General features: G+C 42.8%; 17 protein-coding genes. 8 read left to right on the forward strand and 9 right to left on the reverse strand.

The window, feature by feature from the left end:
• The 4 genes from V7L31_RS21065 to V7L31_RS21080 form a co-directional block, all read left to right on the forward strand.
• Positions 1-595, forward strand: a 595-nt coding sequence (locus tag V7L31_RS21065) for a WD40 repeat domain-containing protein (RefSeq protein ID WP_334698061.1), incomplete at its 5' end; no start/stop codon positions are given.
• Positions 596-601: 6 nt separating this feature from the next.
• Complete coding sequence (locus tag V7L31_RS21070) at positions 602-1,618, forward strand: AAA family ATPase (protein ID WP_334698062.1); 1,017 nt, start codon at positions 602-604, stop codon at positions 1,616-1,618.
• A gap of 348 nt (positions 1,619-1,966) precedes the next feature.
• Entirely contained in the window at positions 1,967-3,052 is a 1,086-nt protein-coding gene (locus V7L31_RS21075; RefSeq protein ID WP_334698063.1) for a tRNA-dihydrouridine synthase family protein, read from the forward strand.
• Positions 3,053-3,410: 358 nt separating this feature from the next.
• The gene (locus tag V7L31_RS21080) at positions 3,411-3,632 is read left to right on the forward strand and encodes a ferredoxin-thioredoxin reductase variable chain (protein WP_442939373.1); all 222 of its coding nucleotides are present in this window, start codon (positions 3,411-3,413) and stop codon (positions 3,630-3,632) included.
• A 5-nt stretch (positions 3,633-3,637) separates the two neighbouring features.
• On the opposite strand, the gene V7L31_RS21085 is transcribed toward V7L31_RS21080, so the two are convergent.
• A complete protein-coding gene (locus V7L31_RS21085) occupies positions 3,638-3,859 on the reverse strand; it encodes a hypothetical protein (RefSeq protein ID WP_334698064.1) in 222 nt (73 codons plus the stop codon).
• A gap of 118 nt (positions 3,860-3,977) precedes the next feature.
• A complete protein-coding gene (locus tag V7L31_RS21090; protein ID WP_334698065.1) occupies positions 3,978-4,769 on the reverse strand; it encodes a YdcF family protein in 792 nt (263 codons plus the stop codon).
• 338 nt (positions 4,770-5,107) lie between these two features.
• On the opposite strand from V7L31_RS21090, the gene V7L31_RS21095 reads away from it, so the two are divergent.
• Together V7L31_RS21095 and V7L31_RS21100 are read left to right on the forward strand one after the other, a co-directional pair.
• Positions 5,108-6,565 carry an APC family permease gene (locus V7L31_RS21095; RefSeq protein ID WP_334698066.1) on the forward strand — a complete coding sequence of 486 codons (1,458 nt, stop codon included), beginning with the start codon at positions 5,108-5,110 and terminating at the stop codon, positions 6,563-6,565.
• A 46-nt stretch (positions 6,566-6,611) separates the two neighbouring features.
• Positions 6,612-6,806 (forward strand): hypothetical protein, encoded by a 195-nt coding sequence (locus V7L31_RS21100; RefSeq protein WP_334698067.1) that lies wholly within the window; start codon positions 6,612-6,614, stop codon positions 6,804-6,806.
• Positions 6,807-6,882: 76 nt separating this feature from the next.
• Here the strand turns inward: V7L31_RS21100 and V7L31_RS21105 are convergent, their stop codons facing one another.
• The 4 genes from V7L31_RS21105 to V7L31_RS21120 form a co-directional block, all read right to left on the reverse strand.
• The gene (locus tag V7L31_RS21105; protein ID WP_334698068.1) at positions 6,883-7,389 is read right to left on the reverse strand and encodes a hypothetical protein; all 507 of its coding nucleotides are present in this window, start codon (positions 7,387-7,389) and stop codon (positions 6,883-6,885) included.
• A gap of 66 nt (positions 7,390-7,455) precedes the next feature.
• Positions 7,456-8,985: a bifunctional aminoglycoside phosphotransferase/ATP-binding protein gene (locus V7L31_RS21110; RefSeq protein WP_334698069.1), complete on the reverse strand. Its 1,530-nt coding sequence runs from the start codon at positions 8,983-8,985 to the stop codon at positions 7,456-7,458.
• Positions 8,986-9,084: 99 nt separating this feature from the next.
• The gene (locus tag V7L31_RS21115; protein WP_334698070.1) at positions 9,085-9,690 is read right to left on the reverse strand and encodes a 50S ribosomal protein L25/general stress protein Ctc; all 606 of its coding nucleotides are present in this window, start codon (positions 9,688-9,690) and stop codon (positions 9,085-9,087) included.
• 91 nt (positions 9,691-9,781) lie between these two features.
• Positions 9,782-11,125 (reverse strand): adenylosuccinate synthase, encoded by a 1,344-nt coding sequence (locus tag V7L31_RS21120; protein WP_334698071.1) that lies wholly within the window; start codon positions 11,123-11,125, stop codon positions 9,782-9,784.
• Between the two features lie 1,569 nt (positions 11,126-12,694).
• On the opposite strand from V7L31_RS21120, the gene nifH reads away from it, so the two are divergent.
• On the forward strand, positions 12,695-13,585 hold the full coding sequence (gene nifH, locus V7L31_RS21125) for a nitrogenase iron protein (RefSeq protein WP_334698072.1): 891 nt from the start codon (positions 12,695-12,697) through the stop codon (positions 13,583-13,585).
• Between the two features lie 221 nt (positions 13,586-13,806).
• Positions 13,807-15,156, forward strand: a complete 1,350-nt coding sequence (locus V7L31_RS21130; RefSeq protein ID WP_334698073.1) for a PAS domain-containing sensor histidine kinase — start codon at positions 13,807-13,809, stop codon at positions 15,154-15,156.
• A 435-nt stretch (positions 15,157-15,591) separates the two neighbouring features.
• Here the strand turns inward: V7L31_RS21130 and pgmB are convergent, their stop codons facing one another.
• The 3 genes from pgmB to V7L31_RS21145 all read right to left on the reverse strand — a co-directional run bounded on the left by pgmB (position 15,592) and on the right by V7L31_RS21145 (position 22,079).
• Complete coding sequence (gene pgmB, locus V7L31_RS21135) at positions 15,592-18,594, reverse strand: beta-phosphoglucomutase (protein WP_334698074.1); 3,003 nt, start codon at positions 18,592-18,594, stop codon at positions 15,592-15,594.
• A 183-nt stretch (positions 18,595-18,777) separates the two neighbouring features.
• A complete protein-coding gene (locus tag V7L31_RS21140; RefSeq protein WP_334698075.1) occupies positions 18,778-21,189 on the reverse strand; it encodes a sucrose synthase in 2,412 nt (803 codons plus the stop codon).
• 506 nt (positions 21,190-21,695) lie between these two features.
• Positions 21,696-22,079: a beta-lactamase hydrolase domain-containing protein gene (locus V7L31_RS21145; protein ID WP_334698076.1), complete on the reverse strand. Its 384-nt coding sequence runs from the start codon at positions 22,077-22,079 to the stop codon at positions 21,696-21,698.
• Positions 22,080-22,158: the final 79 nt, after the last annotated feature.

Raw genomic sequence — 22,158 nt, forward strand, 5'->3', positions numbered from 1 at the left:
TGCAGTAGCCCTCACCCCGGATGGCAAGCGGGTGATTTCTGCTTCAGATGACAGCACACTCAAACTCTGGAATCTAGAAACTGGGAAAAATGAGCAGACTTTTATCGGTCATAGCCGCTCGGTAAATGCAGTAGCCCTCACCCCGGATGGCAAGCGGGTGATTTCTGCTTCAGATGACAGCACACTCAAACTCTGGAATCTAGAAACTGGGAAAAATGAGCGGACTTTTATCGGTCATGACAGGTGGACAAGAGTAGTAGTAGTAGCCTTTACCCCAGATGGAAAGCGGGTGATTTCTGCTTCAACTGACAGCACACTCAAACTCTGGAATCTGGAAACTGGGGAGAATGAGCGGACTTTTATAGGTATAGATTATGGTGGCTCGGTAAATGCAGTAGCCCTCACCCCGAATGGCAAGCGGGTGATTTCTGCTAACAGCACACTCGAACTCTGGAATCTGGAAACTGGGGAGAATGAGCGGACTTTTATAGGAGAAGCTCCATTTATGTGCTGTGCTATTGCACCGGATGGGGTGACAATTGTGGCTGGTGACTATTCAGGGAGAGTGTATTTTTTGCGGTTGGAGAATGTCTAATAAAGTATGAACACTTCACCTCGACCCCCAACGCCAATCAATACTCCCTCCTACCCAAGAGAATTTCAACAAGTCATTCTCGAAAAAAGTCAAAACTTTGTTGGTCGTGCCTTCGTCTTCACCGCTATATCCAACTTTCTCCAGCGTTGCGATCGCGGTTACTTTACCATAATTGCCACACCCGGTAGCGGCAAAAGTGCCATCCTCGCTAAGTACGTCACAGAAAATCCCCATGTTCTCTATTACAACGCCCAATTACTAGGCAAAAATCGCGCTGAGGAATTTATTGCTACTATCTGCACGCAAATTGCCCAGACATCTCAAGAAACCTCTCTACCTTCCCTGCTCCAGCAAGTCAGCGACCAGCTAGAACCACAGCAAAAGTTTATCATTGCTATCGATGCCTTGGATGCTGTTAACTACAACAACCAAACCCCAGGCTCAAATCTCTTTTATCTTCCCAGATATCTCCCGCGTGGCGTTTATTTCCTTCTTACCCGCCGTCCTTACGTGCGAAAACAATCCGGTTTGTTGATAGAAGCACCTTCCCAAATTCTTGACTTAGCAGAATACCCACAACAAAACCAAGAGGATGTAAAAGCATACATTCGGCAATACGTCAATAAAAACGAAGAACTTACAGCACAACTAACCACCAAAAGCGAAAACAATTTTATGTACCTCAGCCAGATTTTACCTATTATCTCTAAGGAGTTTGATCGACTCCCCGCTGGTTTAGAGGCGTATTATCAGCAGCATCAGCACAAAATGATTCCTCCGAATTCGTCAAGCCAAGAGAAGGAATTGAAATTATCTGTGCTGAGTGTGTTGGTGCAAGTTTCATCATTCATATCAGCAGGAAGCATTGCTAGTACAATTGATGCTGATGAATATGATGTTGAAGAAGTTCTGGAAAATTGGCGTGAGTTTTTAACACTCCAGGAAATTGATGGAGAAATCCACTACAGTTTTTATCATTCCAGCTTTCGAGATTTCTTAAGCAAGCAAGTAAATTTTGGTTAGCGATAGTTAAGCTGGTGAAAGCCAGTTGTTACCCTGGATATACTTCTTGTACACACTTTTTTATAAGAAGAATTCAGAACTCAGGAGTCAGGAGTCAGAATTCAGTATGAATTTTGTACGAGTGAGTGATAGCGCCGGCGGCAAGCGAGTATTTTCGAGTTGCGTCTGAATATTGGTTAAAAGCGAGTGGAATGGTGGGCGAAAAAAATTAAAATATTCTCGCCTTAAAACTTTATCGCTTTATGGGTAGAGTATTCTGAATTCTGTTAGCGCAGCGGGGCGTAGCCCATTCTGAATTCTGACTCCTGTTTTATCAAGTCCGGCTAATTAGTTTTAATTCTCAAATCTATGCAGCAAGCCCAAAAGCCCCTCTCCTCTGCTCCTCTGCACCCCTGCTGCCTTAATGATAAGTCTTTAACCGGACATGATATTCCCCGATCGCTCCATCCATCCCTACCCCTTACCGCTCTTGCGCCCATGCAGGATGTGACAAACCTCTGGTTTATGAAGGTTATTGCCCACTACGGCAGCCCTGACTACTTTTTCACCGAGTATTTCCGTGTCAATGATACTTCACGGCTCAATCGTCATATTTTGGCATCAATCACTGAAAACGACACAGGTCGCCCCGTTTTTGCTCAAATGATTGGCGAAAGCATTCCAGACTTAGTAAGAACAGCAAAGGAACTCTGTAGCTATAATATCGCTGGAGTTGACTTGAACCTGGGCTGTCCCGCACCGAGAATCTATCGCAAAAATGTTGGGGGTGGATTGCTGCTTTTACCAGAAAAAGTGGATCGGATTTTAGGAGAACTGCGCCAAGCAGTGAACGATCGCCCTTTAACCGTTAAGATGCGCGTCGGCTTTGAAAATACAGATAACTTTTATGAAATTCTAGATATGATTAATCGCCACAGCATCGATTTGCTGAGTTTGCATGGTCGCACGGTGAAAGATATGTACCACGGAGCAGTGAAATATGATTTGATTGGCGAAGCGGTAAGACGAGTCCATTGCCCAGTGCTAGCTAATGGCAATATCCACTCTGCGAAAACTGCTCTTGAAGTGCTTTCTCAAACAGGCGCGGCGGGTGTGATGGTGGGACGCTGGGCAATCGGGAATCCTTGGCTTTTTAATCAGATTCGGCAGGCTTTGCGAGGAGAGGCGATCGCACCCGTTCCTTTAGTGGAGGTACGCAACTATATTGAGCGGCTATGGCAAACCCCCACAGCAGCAACTATGCCAGAGCGCGCGCGCGTCGGCTATCTCAAAATGTTCCTCAACTACATTGCCCTGAGTGTTGACGCTGAAGGTCATTTCCTGCGGTTGATGCGACAAACCCAGACCGAGGCAGAACTGTTTAACCTCTGCGATCGCATTCTCCTTACCGATCTGACAAAAACTTTAGCCCTAGCACCCTCCTTGAGCGTGTAACTGCCATGCACGAAAATTCGTGAGAGAGTTGACCTGGGGAACATCCTAGAGTCAAGATAAAAGGGTTAGATATCTTGTCAAAGTACTAAGCACATCTAATAGATATCGCCTAATTTTCTTTCATTTCCCTGTTTTAGGGTAAAGACGAAAGCTAGGGGCGATACTTATTAACGTGGCAAAAAACTTAAAAAAGTATGCACGGATTGCTAAAACGTGCCTGGACGCAGAGGGTTAAATGCGCCGTTGCACCCCGATGAAGCGTCAAGAAATAGCTGATTAAATCAAATTCTAAGCGATTTAATCATATATTTTGTAGCAGATACTTGTGGAAAAGAAAATGCTAGGTGTAAATGTTGTTATGGAAGTTGGCGATCGCGTCCGCGTTAAAGATTCGGTAGTAGTGTATCATCATCCTGAACATCGGAATCAGGCTTTTGACATCAAAGGCACAGAAGGCGATGTAGTAGCTATTGCCACCCAATGGCAAGGCAGACCCGTAAGCGCTAATCTGCCTGTTGTAGTCCAGTTTAGTAAAAAATTCAAAGCCCACTTACGTGAAAATGAGTTAGAAATCATCTAAATCACTTATCGGCGGCGAAACCACTGAAAAATATTCAGTTCGCCGCGCATTCTTTTAAGTTCTTGGCGGTTTTGTTCTGCCATTGTATAATACCAATCACAATGACGTTGAAACTCCGACCGCGATCGAACTTCGTGGTAGAACTGGTGAGTTGTTTGGTAAGAGGCAAAAGCTTCCTCAACTTGGGGTTGAGGGGATGGCATAATATAAGGTAAATTTTTAGACATAAAAATAAGATTTTGTAGAGACGCGATTAATCACGTCTGTAAAGAATAGGGAGTTTTAAATTCAGTAATTACCGCACTTAATAATTAACAACTCATAACTCATAACTCCTAACTTTAATTAAAGCCAACCGCGTAAGCGATAGATAAAAGAACCAATATACTCTTTTAAAGCGATAGTAAATTGGTGTAAGTTGTCGGTATCAGGTAATAAATTCAGTATAGCGGCTTTGGGAGTGCTGCCGAGTTCTTGCAACTCACCTTCACTCACCAGAAAGTCAGTCGGTGCAGGAATAACATTGATTCCTTGACGCCGGAAAATCTGAAGCGATCGCGGTATATGCATTGCCGAAGTTACTAATAATACCTGACGAATGCCACGAGACTCCAAAATTTTTCGGACATTGACAGCATTTTGATAAGTATTGAGAGAGTCGGGTTCTTGAACAATTGCCTCAGAAGGAATACCAATAGATGTGAGGATTGTTGCCATATCTGCCGACTCTGGTGAACCACTGCCACGCCAATCGATGCGGCCGCCGCTGAGAATGATAATAGGCGCTTTTTTCTGAAGATACAGTTGTGCAGCGTAGATAACGCGATCGCCTGCTTCACTCAAATCGACAGTAGGTCTTGGGAAAAAAGCTGATTTAGTTGCACCACCCAAAACCACAATCGCTTCTGCATTAGGTATTTGAGCGAGTGGAAGATTTTGCCATTCTAGCGATCGCACTAACGATTTAGCAATCCAGGCGTTACTACAAAATAGCAATAAAATTAGGGAAAAAGCAATTGCGATCGCAGATGTACGCGGTCGTTTCCACAACGTGACTAATGCGACTACTAAGCTTACACACGCTAATCCTAGTGGATAGAAAAATAATGGCAATAATTTGGATAGATATAAAAACATAATGGAAAGTCAATACTTTTCGGTTAAGAATTAAACGGTATTGAGAATAGAAAAGGAAAAAGGTATCGCTATTTAGTAAAACCATTATTAATTTACTCTGCTTTTGTACTGAACCGAGAAGTATTGCCGTAGTTTTGAGCTTACTTAAATCAGGTGATCTAAGCCAAAGGGCAGTTGATAAAATTTATTTATCTATTTGATAATTAAGAATATTTGCTCTTATGAAGTATGTTTCATAAAGTTAAATCAGCATTTTGTAGTCAATACCTATTCAAGTTAGTTTTAGGCTTTAGTTCCATACCTGCCGGATTCAAATATATAACGAGGATAGATTCTACATGACTCAAGAAATCGAGCTAAAAATCAATCAGAGCGCTCATGGCTTAAAAAAAGAATGTCTTTCATACGGAGAAGTATTTGCCCAATCAGTAGCGGTGATTGCACCAACAACAACACCTGCCGCTAATTTAGGTTTAATCTTCGCCAGTTCAGGTAACGGAACTTGGCTGAGTTTCTTATTAGGGATGATTGGGCTGTTGTTTGTTGCTGTCAACATTAACCAATTTGCACGGCGTTCTGCTTCTCCAGGTTCGCTATACTCCTATATTGTCAAAGGTTTGGGTTCTACAGCAGGTGTTATGTCTGCCTGGGGTTTGATTCTGGGTTATTTATTTACCGGGATGTCAACCTTATCTGGCTTTGCAATATTTGGTGAATCTTTGCTGGGTCATATTGGCATACACACGCATACTTTAACATTGTTCGCACTAGGGACAATTCTGGCTTGGTATGTGGGTTATAAAGACATTCAGTTATCAGCAAAAATGATGCTGGTACTTGAAGGCATCTCTATAGTTTCAATTTTGTTGTTAGGGATGATTGTTTGGGCGCACAAGGGCTTTGCAATTGATCTGTCCCAACTAACCCTCAAAGGAGCTACCCCAGGTGGTATCTCACTAGGAATTGTCCTGGTTGTGTTTGGTTTTTCGGGTTTTGAAAGTTCCACGTCTTTAGGAGATGAAGCTAAAAAACCACTGAAAAATATTCCCAAATCTTTGATTCAAAGCACGATGTGGTCTGGTGTATTTTTCATGTTCATGGCGTATGTAGAAGTGCTGGGCTTTAGTGGTAGCTCTGTAGACTTGGGCAAAACTGAGGAGCCACTTACATTTCTAGCAAATCAAGCAGGTGTAGGCTTATTGGGAACGTTAATTAGTATTGGTGCATTATTGAGCTTCTTCGCTTGTACTCTTGCTTGTATCAATCCAGCAGCCAGGATAGTGTTCATGATGGCACGGGATGGTTTGTTTCACAATTCTCTGGGTAAAGCCCATGATTCTAACCTGACACCCCACACGGCAATTGCCCTGTGTTCCTTGATTACATTTATAGTCCCTAGTGCGTTGAACCTCTTTAACATCAAGCCTTTTGAAATTTTGGGTTACACAGGGACACTTTGCACTTATGGTTTTTTAGTTGTATATATTTTGGTTTCAATTGCTGCTCCAATTTACTTGTATCGCATCAACAAACTTCGCTCAATGGATATCTTGTTTTCAGTCTTAGGCGTAGTTTTTATGATGATTCCTGTTCTTGGTACTGTCGGAATTCCTGGTAGTACTTTATTTCCAGTACCAGCAGCACCCTACAATACCTTCCCTTACTTGGTCTTACTGTACTTTGTTGCAGGGTTTGGATGGCTTGTCATTCAAAAACTGCGTTATCCCAGAATGGTGAAGAAAATGGAACGCTCCATTGATGATATTCACGCTCGATTCCAAGACGAAACCCTTTAACCTTCGTTATTTCAAGTTAGGCTCATAGTCCCATCAGGAGATAGTAATGGAATTTGAACCAGGACAGCAGGTGATCTGGAACTACAAGTCTCGTACAAGGCACACCTATACTCACAAGATTCCTGCTCAAATCATCAAATTCAGTCAAAAACAAGTCCAAATTCAGGTACTAAAGACTACTGGTGAATCCCTGAGACGTTGGGTTCACCGAGATAGGCTGGAAACCTTTAAAATTGAGTAGGGAGATGAGGAAGAGGAGTTTTACCCCCTCCGCCCCTCTGCCTCTTCTCAATGCCCAATGCCCAATTCCCAAATTACTACCTTTCCCAAAACTTAAAATTAAAACTACTTCCAGGAGCGCGACGGTAACGGCGGCCAGCCCTTCTTGTTTGACGTTTGTTGATCCTCTCGTTTACTGGTTCAACTTCGCCATCTTCTGGTTCTTCAACTTGCAACTGAGTTCTAGTTTCTTCTTTACTTCCCCACCAAGCAGTAATCCAGCCTCCAGCTAAAGCGCCTAATCCACCTAGCAAGATACTCATGGGTGCTGGATAGCCTAAATATACAAAACCCAGCATGAAAAATAACCAGTATTTCAATCCTGTATCGACACCATCAGAGGAAGCGACCGCTGGAGCCTGGGGGCTATTATCAGTTACGTTGGTGATCCAGCTTAAAATGAAACCGCCCATAATTCCTAAGAAGATACTCAGGGCTGGTGCGGAGCCGGTCATAATTAATATAAATGTTAAAAATGCCCCAAATAATAGTTGAGAAAAGAAGCTAGGAGAAATACTGAAAAAGTCGTTCTTTTTGTCTGCCATAGAATAAAAAACTAACTAATTACGAATTATGAATTAGTAATTGAATCGAAAATTACGAATTACGAATTATTTTAATTGTGCCTGTTGTGTTTGAGTTGTATCCCAAATCTTCACATAAGGTTGTTCCTCTTCAGTAAAAGGTTCAGCTTGTTTGATTTGTGAGGCTAATAAATCGGCAGTGGCATCGGCAATATCACCAGTGCGATTGTTCAAGCGCTCTTTTAGAACTTCAAGGGGTGCTGTGCATTGGATAATCTGAAGGGGAAGTTGATATTTTGTAGCTTGTGCGATCGCTTCTTGCCGTAAATGTTGTTTATCATACTTGGCATCCAAAATCACCGAAAAACCTTGTTTAGCCAAGATAATTCCCAATTCTAACAGCCGTGTGTAAGTTTTCGCAGTCATCTCCGGCGTATACAAATCATCGCCACCCTTTACCCACAAAGGAATTCCCCCTAAATGCTTCCGTACCGCATCCGAACGCAAGTGAATCGCTCCCTGTTGACGGGCTAAAGACCTTGCTGTGGTACTTTTACCAGAACCCGACAACCCCGACATCAAAATTAGTTGTCCCTGGTTTGGTTTAGTGTATTCCCAAGCTTGTTTGTAATAGTCAGCAGCCGTTTTTGTTGCTTCTTCCTTTACTGTCGCAGGTACACTCGGATCATCTAACAAAAATGATGTCACCTTAGCTCGGACGTAAGCCTGACGACTTAAATACAAAGGCAACACCTGTAAACCTTCCCAGTCTCCAGTTTGCTCTATATACGAATTCAAAAACGCATTACCCAAATCTTTGCGTTGCCGAGCTTCCAAATCCATCACCGTGAACGCCACATCGTACATCACATCGACAAAGCGGAACGGCTCATTAAACTCAATGCAATCGAACAACAAAATTTTATCGTGCCACAGGGCAATATTTCTCAGGTGTAAATCCCCGTGACATTCGCGAATATAGTCGTTGTGAATTCTACTAGCAAATAATTCTGGACGTTCGGCAAAAAATTTATCTGTATATTGCTTTGTTTCTGTAAACTGCGTCTGCGTCTGGGGGCCGCCAATGTACTTCTCACTTTGCTCATAATTCTCATCAAAGGCAGCTCGGACATTTGCCACTTCGCCAAAAGTACGAATATAATCATTCGTTTCTGCTTCAGCATGGTATTTAGCCACTACCCGCCCCAACTCATCTAGGCGTGTCTCATTTAACTTACCCTCTTCAAAAAGTGTACTCAATAGCGACTCTTGAGGAAACTGGCGCATCTTCAGCGCATATTCTACAGCCTCGGCCGTTCCCTCTAACTGATATTGCTCCCCAACCAAAGTTATAGGCAAAACTTCTAAATACAGTTCACCAGCACCCCGCTGATTTAACCGTAACTCTTCCTGACAAAAATGCTGCCGCTTATCTAAGGTGGAAAAGTCCAAAAAGCCAAAATTCACAGGTTTTTTCAGCTTATAAGCGTAATCCCCAGTTAACAGCAGATAAGAAGCGTGGGTTTGAATTAGTTGGATAGGTTCTGTTACCGGATGGGGATAAAATCCCGGCTGCAACATTTGCTGAATTAAAGGTGGAAGAGTCGCTTCTGTCATCTCTGTTCTCTGCGCTCTCTGCGCCTCTGCGGTTGAAATACAAAAAAACCAGGAGTTTCCCCCTGGTGTCATCAAAAATTATTACACAGTTTAACTAGCTTAAGAAGCTGCCTCAGTTTCAGTTTCAGTCCCAGCGTCTTCAGCGCTAATTTGTGGTGGCAAAACGCTGACAACAAGTCGCTCTGATTCAGCTAGAGGTGTAACACCTTCAGGAAAGGGTATATCACTAATACTCAAGCTATCTCCAATTTGCAGGTTAGAGACATCGATTTCGATGACATCTGGGATGTTTTCTGGCGCACAACTCACTTGTAATTCAGTGATTACGGTGTCTAACACACCACCCTCTTGTTTAACACCAATAGCAGTTCCCACAAACCGCAGACGTACTTCTACAGTGGTGTCGCCGTGGCCGGCAACCGCGAAAAAGCTGAGGTGATAAGGCGTACCTTTGGCTGGATGGATCTGAAGTTCCCGCAGCAAGGTTTTGCCGCGCCAAGGTGCATCAGCAATATTCAACTCAATCAATGTGTTGTTGACGGAAGCTCTTTTGAGCAAACGCTCAACAGTTTTAGCTTCAATGGTCAAAGAAATAGATTCTGTACCTTTATGACCATACAAATTGGCAGGTATCAATCCAGCGCGGCGCAAAGCTCTTGGCTTACTGCCTTCTGGACGTTTTTGAGATTCGACTGTAATAGCCATAGAAGTTGTCCTTTGTCAGTTGTCAGTTGTCCTTTGTCCTTTGTCATTAGTCATTTGCTAATGACCAATGACAAATGACTAATGACTAAATTTACGCACTAAGTAGGGTAGCAGGTGTGCCGTCGGGGTGCAATAAAGCGCGTTTGGGCCCGTGGATAGGGTCTTCTACGATTATGGTTTGATCGCGGCTGGCTCCTAGTGAGACGATCGCGATCGGAACTTCCATCAATTCGGCTAAGAATTTGAGATAGTCCAATGCCCGTTTTGGCAATTCTTCTAGGGTGCGGCAGTCAGTTGTTGACACTTGCCATCCTGGTAAGGTTTTGTAGATGGGGCGACATCTCGCAAATTGACGGGAACTGGTGGGGAAGTGTTCGCTGCGTTGTCCATCTATGTCATAAGCGACACAAACTTGGATTTCTTCTAATTCATCGAGAACATCTAGTTTGGTCAGCGCCATACAATCCATGCCATTAATCCGCACAGCATAGCGACCAATGACGGCATCAAACCAGCCACAGCGCCGTTTGCGCCCGGTGGTTGTGCCAAATTCGGCACCGCGATCGCACAGCAACTCTCCCAACTCTCCATCTAACTCAGTGGGAAATGGCCCCTCTCCGACACGAGTTGTATAGGCTTTTGACACCCCAATTACCCGATCGATCATTGTCGGCCCTACCCCTGCACCAACACAAGCCCCACCTGCTACCGGGTTAGAGGAGGTTACATAAGGATAAGTTCCATGATCCAAATCGAGGAGCGTACCTTGTGCGCCTTCAAACAAAATATTGCGCCGTCGCTGAATCGCATCGTATATTTTCAACGATGTATCAATAACATAAGGGCGCAAGCGTTCTGCATAACCCAAATACTGTTCAATCACCTCTTGTGGATCTAGAGGCGGCAAGTTGTAAAGCTTTTCTAAAATGACGTTTTTATAATTAATCGTCCACTCTAACTGCTCACGTAGCCCGTCCGGGTTCATCAAGTCTAAAACCCGAATGCCTGTACGCTCAGATTTGTCAGCATAAGTCGGCCCAATGCCCCGACCTGTTGTGCCGATCTTATGGCTTCCCCGTCGTTCTTCCGATGCCTGGTCAATCAACCGATGATAAGGCATGGTTACGTGGGCTGTCTCAGATATCAGCAGGTGGTCAGTGGAAATATTTAAATCTTTTAGTTGGTCGATTTCTGCGATCAAAATCTGTGGATCGATCACTGTTCCACAGCCGATAATGCAATCGGTATTTGGATACAAAATACCAGAGGGAATCAAGTGCAGTTTAAAGGTCTGACCTTTAACTACAATCGTGTGTCCAGCATTGACACCCCCTTGGTAACGCACCACAACATCTGCGGAACGACTGAGTAAGTCAGTTATTTTACCTTTTCCTTCATCGCCCCATTGGGCACCTATGACAATGACGTTAGCCAAGAGCTTATATTAAGAAGTAAAGTTTCCACAAACTATTATTATTAACACATTGCGTGAATCATGTCAATCATAAAATTCCTCTAATTTATCGGGATATTTAGAAGCTTGGGCGAAAGTCTAAGTTGCGGCACTCCCCCGTGATTGCCTACGGTGTACACACAAGTTGGCAATAGTAGTCTGTCAAGGAATAATTGACGAGTATATTTTCTGTAGAGACGACGATTTATCGCGTCTGTATAACGTGCCAGTTTTTTAGACGCGATTCACCGCGTCTCTACATGAGGGCTTTCTGGTTCATCCCAAGCATGGGTAAAACTGGATCTGACTTTATTTACAAAACTTTTGACTGCAAAAATCATAAATTACGTTTTCTTTATCAAACATTAGTTTTAAGCACTTTTATCAAATACCCAAAAGTATCTAGCTGCACATATTGTCCATGAAAAATAATTTTATTAATTAGCGACGAGCGAAGACGTAACTTATGACTATTAAAGGTTCTAAGGATAATCTTTTATTAAATAGATAAATAATTTGAAATTCAGCAAATTAATTAGTGAGATGTATGTTATGGTTTTTATAGGAATCAAACAAGTAAAAACACAAAAAGACTTCAAGAAAAGTTTGAGGCAAGCTCAAGAAAGTTTTTTTGCTCTGGTAAGTCCCCTTCAATTAGCTACATCTTTTGGTAACGAAAATCTAAAACTAGATTGAGTACGATAGTAGCCTTTGTAACAACTTGAAGTCAATCAAAATTTATCTGGGTATAAGTCAATAAGAGTTGGCTAACCTAGCTAGAGCATTACTCGCAAAAGGCAATTACTCTTGGAGTCTGGGAAGAAAGACTCTTAGTACAGCCTGACAATTCAATAGAAATACAGAATATTTACTAACTTCGTCTTGCGAGAAAAAAGGTTTTCAACCGCAAACTAAGTTGAAGCAGTTGTTGACTTTTGGAACGAAAACTCCAAGCAGAATGGTGTCGTTCCATAATTTCGAGGAATTTAACCATACTGTCAAAAGTCACCAAGATATTATCTAAGCTACAGTGTTAGGGGTTGTCTGTGCAGGCATGATATTACTGCATCTGTAACTGCTAATCTTAGGCTGAAATTTATCCTGCTACATCAATCACGAAACGAGAAGCGCTATAGATTTTCTTGGTTACTTGACATCAACAAAATCAGAAAAGTTGCAGCGACCATTTAAGAGTGGATTGCAATTTGGTTGGTTGTGTGGTTCAAGGAACAAATCTGCGTTCATTTGAATTCCAGCTGCAACCACTCTTGAGGCTTGAGCAACCATTTGGGATTGCTTACAACAGCTGATAATGCTGAAGCCATAGTTTCAAAGACTTCGTTATTAGGAGACTAGATTTTTCTATCTCTTAAGGCATGTCTGACGACAAGCCACTCTGCGTTTACGTTTCGTGGGTAAATATGTTCTGATTTCAAATGTTTTTGCCAGGGTGCAATCGCCAACAGGCTCTACTTCCCTACAGCACCAAGGGTGAATATCTCACATCAAGCTTCCGACTCATCAACTAAATCATTGTAGGAAAACACAACCATGACTGACCAAAAAATTAGACAAATAGCTTTCTATGGTAAAGGCGGTATTGGTAAATCTACCACTTCTCAAAACACCCTAGCAGCTATGGCTGAAATGGGTCAACGCATTCTAATTGTCGGTTGCGACCCTAAAGCGGACTCTACCCGTTTGATGCTACATAGTAAGGCTCAAACAAGTGTTCTGCAATTAGCTGCTGAACGTGGCGCTGTAGAAGATATTGAACTCGAAGAAGTCATGCTGACCGGTTTCCGCGATGTACGTTGTGTGGAATCTGGTGGCCCTGAACCTGGTGTAGGTTGTGCTGGTCGTGGTATTATCACCGCTATCAACTTCTTGGAAGAAAATGGTGCTTACAAAGATGTTGATTTTGTAAGTTATGACGTTTTGGGTGACGTTGTGTGTGGTGGTTTCGCTATGCCTATCCGTGAAGGTAAGGCACAAGAAATCTACATCGTTACCTCTGGTGAAATGATGGCAATGTATGCAGCTAACAACATTGCTCGTGGTGTTCTCAAATATGCTCACACAGGCGGCGTGCGCTTGGGTGGTCTGATTTGTAACAGCCGTAACGTTGACCGGGAAATCGATTTAATCGAAACCTTGGCAAAACGTTTGAACACCCAAATGATTCACTACGTACCTCGTGACAACATTGTTCAACACGCTGAATTGCGCCGGATGACTGTTAACGAGTATGCACCTGATAGCAATCAAAGTAACGAATATCGGACATTGGCTACCAAGATTATCGACAATAAGAACCTCACTGTCCCTACTCCCATTGAGATGGAAGAGTTAGAAGAGTTGTTGATTGAATTCGGTATCCTTGAAAGTGACGAAAATACCGCAATGCTGGTTGGTAAGTCTGCTACTGAAGCAGCTGTTTAAAGTATTGCTAGGTCAATAATGGTTTAAGGTGGGCTACTGCCCACCTTAAACCATTTCTTTGTTTCAATCCCTGATAACTCAAGTTGCTAATTAATCGGATTTTTTCAATTTCACTTTTGAATTGGAGGTGCGCTGACGATCGCGATCATGCCAATTGCCATAAGATCGTCTAAGTAGGGAATCTCAAACAAAACCCAACTTTAGAAATTAGGAGCAAGAGCGTGAATTTGGACGATTTAGCCTTGCAGATACAGAATATGCGTAATCGCGTTGCCTTTTTGCAACGTCAGAGTGAACAGCAAAAAGCACAAGCAGATATTGAACTACTGGCCGCAGTATTCAAAGAAGTGTACCTAGCTTTAGAAGAACTACAATTAGTGAATGAAGATTTAAAGCAGCAGAATCAAGAATTATCTAACACTCAACAGGCCTTGGTAGCAGAAGGTCAACGCTACCAAGAACTATTTGAAGAAGTACCAGACGCTTATTTTGTGACTGATACAAAAGGGATAATTCAAGAAGCTAACTCAGCCGCCACCAATCTGCTGAATATTTCCAAAAGCTTGTTGTTGGGCAAACCCATAGGGATGTTTGTGCTTGAGAAAGAACTGATAGCTTTTCATTTAAAACTAAGTTATCTGCGTGATCGCGCTCAATTCCCAGACTGGAAAATGCAAGAATGGGAAGTAAATCTGCGACCACGTAACAACACTCCCATTATTGCTGCGGTTAAAGTGGTTGCAATCCGTAATCAATATAGTAATTTAGTTGGTCTGCGCTGGATATTGCGGGATATTAGCGAAAGTAAGCGAACCCAAGCCAAGCTGCAATGGGCAGAACAGGCGATGCGACAAGCGCTTGCCAAAGAAAGGGAGTTTAGTGAACTTAAATCTCGCTTGCTCACCGTCACCTCCCATGAGTTTCGCACCCCTTTGGCTACCATCCACTCTTCTGCGGAACTATTAGAACATTATCGCCACCTCTGGAGCGAGGAGCGACAACAAACCCACCTACGTCGTATTCAAACATCAGTTATGCATATAACGCAGTTGTTGAATGATGTATTGGTGCTGAGTCAGGATGAAACAGGCAAGTTAGAGTTTAATCCAACACCTATAAATCTGGTAGAATTTTGCCGCGATCTCTTAGAAGAATTACAACAGAGCGATCGCTCACAACATGCGATCGCTTTTAGCAGCGAATGCCAATGCACCCTGGCTAACTTAGATGCTAAATTACTGCGGCAAATCTTAAGTAATTTATTGTCGAATTGTCTAAAATACTCTCCCCTTGGTAGCACAGTTAATTTTTCTGTCACCACTACCAACGAGCAAGCCATATTCCAGACTCAAGATTCTGGTATTGGCATTCCCCCTTCTGACATCGAACACATCTTTGAACCTTTCCATCGCGCCAGTAATGCAGGCAATATCCCAGGAATGGGATTAGGAATGTCCATCGTCAAGCAAGCTGTAGATTTGCATAGCGGCGAAATTACAGTCGAAAGTGCGATCGATGTGGGAACTACCTTTAGGGTCATTCTGCCATTTTCAATAAATTTATATCTATAACAGAACAGCTTGCACTTATAATTTACAGCTATTTTCAGACTATGTGATAGGGGCTCATTGGTGTCAACTTAAGCTAAAAATGGCTTGTTAGCTTCCTTACCCGCCTTGAGATAAATTTCTTTGGCTAATAGCTAAAGTCTACTGAAGTAGACTGGAGATTTTTGTTGATATTTAGTCATCTTCAGATGACTTTAATTATGAGACGGGAATTTCAATTCCCGGTGGACAAGCGGTTTCACGTTAAGTTGACACCAACGAGCAATCCTGTGCCCCTATCACATGGTCTATTTAGGAACGTGGATTTAAATTGTATGTTATTTACTTCTTGTTCCTTATCTGAAAATAGCTGTAAGCAATAAAATCCCCTCCAGTCAGAAAATTTTGAGAGGCAGATGTTATGCAAGATAATTGCGATCGCATAATATCGCCGATAATCTACTGAAAGCTATTGGATACCTTGAAGATATTCGCCGAGATTTTACTGAATTGATCTCGAAGGTCTGCCCATTTAATGCCTGCGAGGTTGGGTAAAACAACATGAGCGGCTCCAACTCGTTCAACGGGGCCGAGTCCTACAGCCCACATACCAGCGGCGAGAGCTGCATCAATACCGGCTGCGGCATCTTCTACAACGACAGATTGCTCTGGTTTAATTCCTAGTTGCTTGGCTGCGTACAGAAATAAGTCGGGTGCTGGCTTTGGTTCCTGTACACTGTAACCGTCAGCGATCGCATCTACTTTGTCCACAATGCCTAATCGCTCTAGCACTGTCCGGGCATTTTTGCTGGCTGAACCAATACCAATTTTAATCCCAGCTTGCCGCAGTTCATCCAAAAGGGCGATCGCACCTGGTAACAAATCCTTGGGTGTCATGTCTTGGATTAACTCTACATAGTAGCGATTTTTACGCTCCATCATCTCCTGGATTTGCGCTTCTGAATAAGGTCTATCGCCAATAATCAGCATCAGGGAAGCACGACGGGATACACCCCGCAGAGCTTCGTTAGCTTCCCGATTAAACGGTATACCCTCTTCATCTGCTAGCTTTTTCCAAGCTAAGTAGTGAACTTCTGCTGTATCTGTTAGCACGCCATCTAAATCGAAGATGAATCCTTGGATATTGGGGATTGGGGATTGGGGATTGGGGATTGGGGATTGGGTATTAGTTATTCCCTTTGTCCCCTTATCCCCCAGTCCCCAGTCCCCAGTCCCCTTATCCCCTTGTCCCCCAGTCCCCAATCCCTTCAAATCAAACTCGTGCCATCTACCTTGCCAGTGCAGTTTAAACTTCAGGCGCGTCCAGCCTGGGGGGAGGTGAGGATTGGCTACGGGGCCGTTCTCGGTGAGTTGGATACCGCCGAATCCAAAAATTACAGCTTGCCAAATACCACCAGCACTAGCGCCATGAATTCCATCCCTGGTGTTGCCTCGGTTATCTTCAAGATCAACCATTAACGCTCGCATAAACTGTTCGTAAGCTTCGGTTGATTTGCCTAAGTCGGAAGCTAAGATTGCCTGAACTGATGGGCCAAGAGAGGAACCGTAGGTAATATCAGTGCGGGGTGCGTAGTAGTCCCAGTTTATCTGCAATGCTTTTTCGTTATAGGGAAAATCTGCTGATTCCCGCATTAAATATAGGAGCATTAATATATCTGGCTGCTTGATTACTTGATATTTATTGATTTGATCGACACCTAAAATAGCCTGCATAGAGCGATCGCGTGGTTCATAATCTGCTAAGTTGATATCTTCCGATTGAAAAAATCCCTCGAATTGCTCGATTAGTTCTGTTGATGGGTCATAGAGAAACAAAATTTTAGCGATGATATCTTGCCAGTGCGATCGCTCTTGGGAGGTGAGTTGCAGTTTCGCTTCTAGTTCAGTCGCTCGTTCGGGGAATTTGTCAGTTAACCAGTCATAAACTGCGATCGCTTTCTCTAGATGCCATTGCGCCATACGGTTTGTAAAGGCGTTATTGTGGACTAATTCATGATATTCATCGGCTCCAATCACTCCCCGAATTTCATACTTTTCACGCTCAGGATTGAATTCTACCCGGCTACTCCAAAAGATTGCGGCATCCAAGATTACCTCTGCACCGTACTTTTGCATCCACTCATCATCAGCAGTAGCTTGCCAGTAGTTCCAAATCGCGTAGGGGATATCTGCATTAATATGAATTTCGCGATCGCGGCACCAAATTCGCACATCTTCACCGTAAAAATCACTGCCGATAGCCCAACGGGGTGTAACTTCATCACCAGTCTCAGCACTTTCCCAGGCAAACATTGCCCCTTTATAGCCGTAATGAATTGCCTTGCGTCTAGCTCCGGCTAAGGTGTGCCAACGGTAACTGAGTAAGTTCCGGGCGATCGCTGGTTGGGTAAACAGAAACAAGGGCTGCATAAAAATTTCTGTATCCCAAAAGATATGACCGCGATAGCCAAACCCAGAAAGGGTTTTAGCGGGAATACTCACTCTATCATCATTCCAGGGAGCAGCAATCAGCAGTTGAAAAAGATTGTAGCGAACTGCAAAAGTAGCTGTGCTATCCCCCTCAATCAAAATGTCACTTTGCTGCCAAACCTCATTCCATGCTTGCTCATTGGCTTTTAGTAATGTTGTGTAATCTGACAGGTGCGCGAGTTTTTCTTGAGCAGCTTTGACTGGTGTTTCTATCTCCCGTGAGGTAAAAACTGTCACGATTTTTTCTACCGTTACAGTCTGCTGTGCTTTCGCAACGAAAGACGTGCTTAAGGTGGGATAACCAGGTGCGGTATTGACTTGCAAAGATGCTTCACTACCTAATATTGTCACCTTAGCTGCCATACCGAGTTCAATTCGGGAACTGCGGGTGCGGCGTTGCAACCAAATTCCTTGGTCGATTTTGCCTTGATCTAATCCTTCCCAGTGATTCAAACCTTGATTTTCGGGATAGCCATTGATACTAGCTTGAACTTCAATTAACCCCTCAAAATCTACTGGTGTTAAATGGCAGCGTAACCCCAACACATGCTGATCTGCAAGACTAGCAAAGCGTTCAAAGCTGATATCTATAGTATTTCCACTGGGAGAGCGCCAACGCAAGGCACGGATAATTTGTCCTTGGCGTAAATCAAGCTGTCGCTCATAGTGCAATATTTCACCTTGATCGAGACGGAAGCGATCGCCATTTACAATTACTATCAAGGGTAGCCAGTCAGGGCAATTTACCAGTTCAGTGTATACCACTGGCACATCATCATAGACACCGTTTATAAAAGTAGCTGGCGATGCATGAGGATAACCCTCTTCAAAACTGCCTCTTGTTCCCAGATATCCATTGCCGATTGTAAAGACAGTTTCTTTAGACTGTAATTGCTCAGGATCAAACTGGGTTTCGATTAATATCCAATCTGTATAGGTAAATTGTGGCATGGGGTATTGGGCATTGGACATGGGAATTAGGGATTGAGGATTTTGAGGTAGATGAATAAGTCTTTTAACTCCGTTAATGAGTCTTTGAGATAGATGAACGGAGTTCTGAGGTAGATGAACAGAGTTCTAAGGTGGATGAACAGAGTTCTGAGGTAGATGAACAGAGTTCTAATTCTCCCTCTGCTCCTCTGCCCCCTGCCTCCCTCACCCACCCTTATGCTTTTCTAAAATCTTCTCAACTCTGGGCTTATAAATAAGATGAAATAAGGTTTCCATGTACCGATCTCTGGCTTCGTTATTTTCTGGAGCAACAAAGTTCCAAAAACTAAACATTTTATTCAGCAGTAGTAATTGATTGCTATGTAAATGCCAATTATATTTATGATGAATTCGCTGACTCATCCATTCTGAAACTTCTTGCCAGTATTCAGCATGAGTATCACATTTCTCAAGGAAATCTAAAATTTTCTTTGCTGTTCCTTCTAAGTCTGTAGGATTAATATGAAATCCGTTTTCTTGGTTTTCGATAATTTCTGAAGAACCGCCAAACTGAGTAGTGAAAGTTGGCAAGCCGGAAATCATCGCTTCCAAAATACTCCGTCCGAAGGATTCAAAGCGGGCAAAATGGACATAGATCCCTTGAGAATCTGCAACTACTCGGTAGGCTTCGCCGAGTTCACTGCTAGGAATACGCATCCCCACCCAGCGAATCTTGCCATCGAGATGATATTCATCAATAACGTCGTGGAGTTTCTGAATTTCTTCTGTTTCTTGTGAGTTTATAGCTTCATCTGGATGCAGTTTACTGGTTAAGATAATCAGATTACAATGCTCTTGCAATGCCTGACTCTTACCAAAACATTCAGCTAACCCAGTGAGATTATTGATTGAAGTGACGGTATCAACGGCAAAGATTGGTCGCTTGTTAGGGCGATCTAAATGACCTAAGATTTGGGAGTCTTCGCGGCTAAAGAGTAAAACATGGACTTGTTTAAGCAGGTGAGAATCTCGGTTTTCTTTTTGGTTATAGGGAAAGAAAATATTTTCATTTACCCCCGGCGGCACTAAGTTGAATTTAGGACTAAACAAATCAATGCCATCAACTACATGATACAACTGCGGCATCGTAAACCATTTATACGATTCGTATTGACCGATAGTGTCAGGCGTGCCGACAATTTCTTGATAGGACGATGTGATGATAAAGTCGGCTGCATTCATGCTAATCAAATCGGCGGTGAATTGTACCGAGAAGTGATATTGCTCTTCTAAATCTTGCCAGTATAAATTGCTAAATAGATATTTAGGCTTTGCCAAGGAATGGGCAATGTTGCACTGGGTAACTTTCATCCGGCGAGAGAGGAGAAAGGCTACCAAGTTACCGTCGCTGTAGTTACCAACAATCAGATTAGGTTTGACTTTAAATTGAGCTAGTAATTCTTTTTCTGCATCGATTGCAAATTGTTCTAAATAAGGCCAAATCTCAAATTTAGAAATCCAATTGTTGGTAATTTCGGGATTGAATTCACCAAAAGGAACGCGCAATATCCAAGCATTCTCAGTATCTTGAACTTTTTCTAAGTGCAGGTTACAAAATGTCCCTTCACAGTTAGGAATTAGCCGAGTGAGAATAATAATATGAGGTTTAATGCCTAGTCGGTCGAGTCCAGCGAGTTTGATTTGTTCGCGTAGTTCGTTTTCTAAGCTGCGTGCTTGTTCGAGGACATAGATAACTTGACCGAGTGTTTCATCTCTTCCTAAAACATCTTCCTGTCCCACCCAGCCGTGGACAGAAACGAGAACGACGCGAAAGACGGCGGGGACACGGGCCACAAAGGCTTCTAAAATGCCGGGTTCTGGGGAATAAATGAGTCGGTCGAGGAGTTCTAAGGTTTCGGAGACTCGCGCCGCAGTGTTACCCCAACCTGGCTCAAAGCCTAATTCTTGAAGATCAGAGCTAAATTTTTCATAAGGTTCATGAGGCGATCGCTCACTCAGCAATTTGAGCGCTGGCTTAATTTGTTTGGCTAACTGAATACCGGAGTCAATGCGATCGCTCAACAACAGGCGAATGCCATTGCATTGCAGTCCGTGTAATGCTTTAAATAACATCTCTACCCAATATTCAGGGTCAGTCAACAATTGATTGCACAGATAACGATTGAGGAAGGCTAAACCTTGACCGATATTTCTAGCATCATCGATTCTTGGGGAATTCTCATAAAAGGGGTGGAGGTCGATTTCGAGGATGTCGGGTTGGTAGCGGTTGACTAGGCGATCTCTCACGTCTAACAGTGCTTGAGGCGTCATCTGCTCAAATTTGCTAAAATCGGCTGTCAGTTTCCAAACTTCTTGGTTAGCAATCTTCGGTCGAATTACAAACCAAGTACTTTCTTCTTCAAGAATTATTTCGTGGGTATATTGTATCAGTTTGCCAAGAGAAGAAGAGTAGTAAAAATAGGCTGGCTTTTGAGATTGATCGCAGTAATCAGCAAAAGCTTGCAAAATCTCATTTCTCAGAAAGTAACGCTTACCTGAAGCACTCAACGCATAAAGAAACTGATTCGCATCAGTTTTTTCATCACCGTTGATGACAGCTTGAACTAGTTCATACATGATGACGAATTCCAGAAATTTAGTTAGGTTACGACCTCATTTTTGTCTCTAGTTTTCGGTTCTCTGAGGTACATTTCCCTCGCTATTTTAAATAACTATAAAAATCTTCGCGTCTAGCTTTGGGGTGAAACGCGGCGAGTCGATAGGATTAGGGATTGGGGACTGGGGATTGGGGATTGGGGACTGGGGATTAGAGATTAGGGACTGGGGATTAGGGATTGGGGAATAACTAATATCCCATAATTAATAGACATCTGGTGAAAAAGAATGTAGAGACGTAGCAGTGCTACGTCTCTACAATGGTTATAGTTGAAGAAGAACTCAGAATTCAGGAGTCGGAATCAAGAAGATCAAAGACTCGATCGCCAGTCATACAAAATTCATTCTTAATTCTGACTCCTGACTACTGAATTCTGTTCGATAATACATATTTAATTTCTGGATATGTCTAATTAATTTAGGTAAAAATTTCCACTAGTTTTCGATCTAAAATCATCAGTGGATAGCTATATCAAGCCTATATTAATAACTTTTTGCAATGCTTTTTCAAAAGCCATACCTTGTTTGAGGGCGATGTACAACAATGCGATCGCGGCTGAACGAATTGAATTATCACAATGTATCAGTATTGGTTTGGGTAATTCAGTGATGGTCTGATATATCTGAAGCGCACTTTGATGATTAATGTCTTCAGGTCTAGTTGGTAAGTTAACGTAGTACAATTCCAAAAGCTCAGTTTTCTCTTGTTCATTAACTAGAAAGCCTGTTTCGTCGGGCAAACGCAGGTTGACTACAGACCTATAACCCTCATCCCCTATTTGTTGTAGCTGCTCTAGTGTAATTTGACCTGCGATCGCTAAGTCATCATTAATCTTCCTAACAATATTCATCAGACCGATTAACCTCATTTTGCCAAAGTTACCCACACTCTAAATTTAGTAAAACAATCTGAGGATCTTGTGAGGAATT

The sequence above is a fragment of the Nostoc sp. genome (assembly GCF_036916655.1).
Classification (GTDB): domain Bacteria; phylum Cyanobacteriota; class Cyanobacteriia; order Cyanobacteriales; family Nostocaceae; genus Nostoc.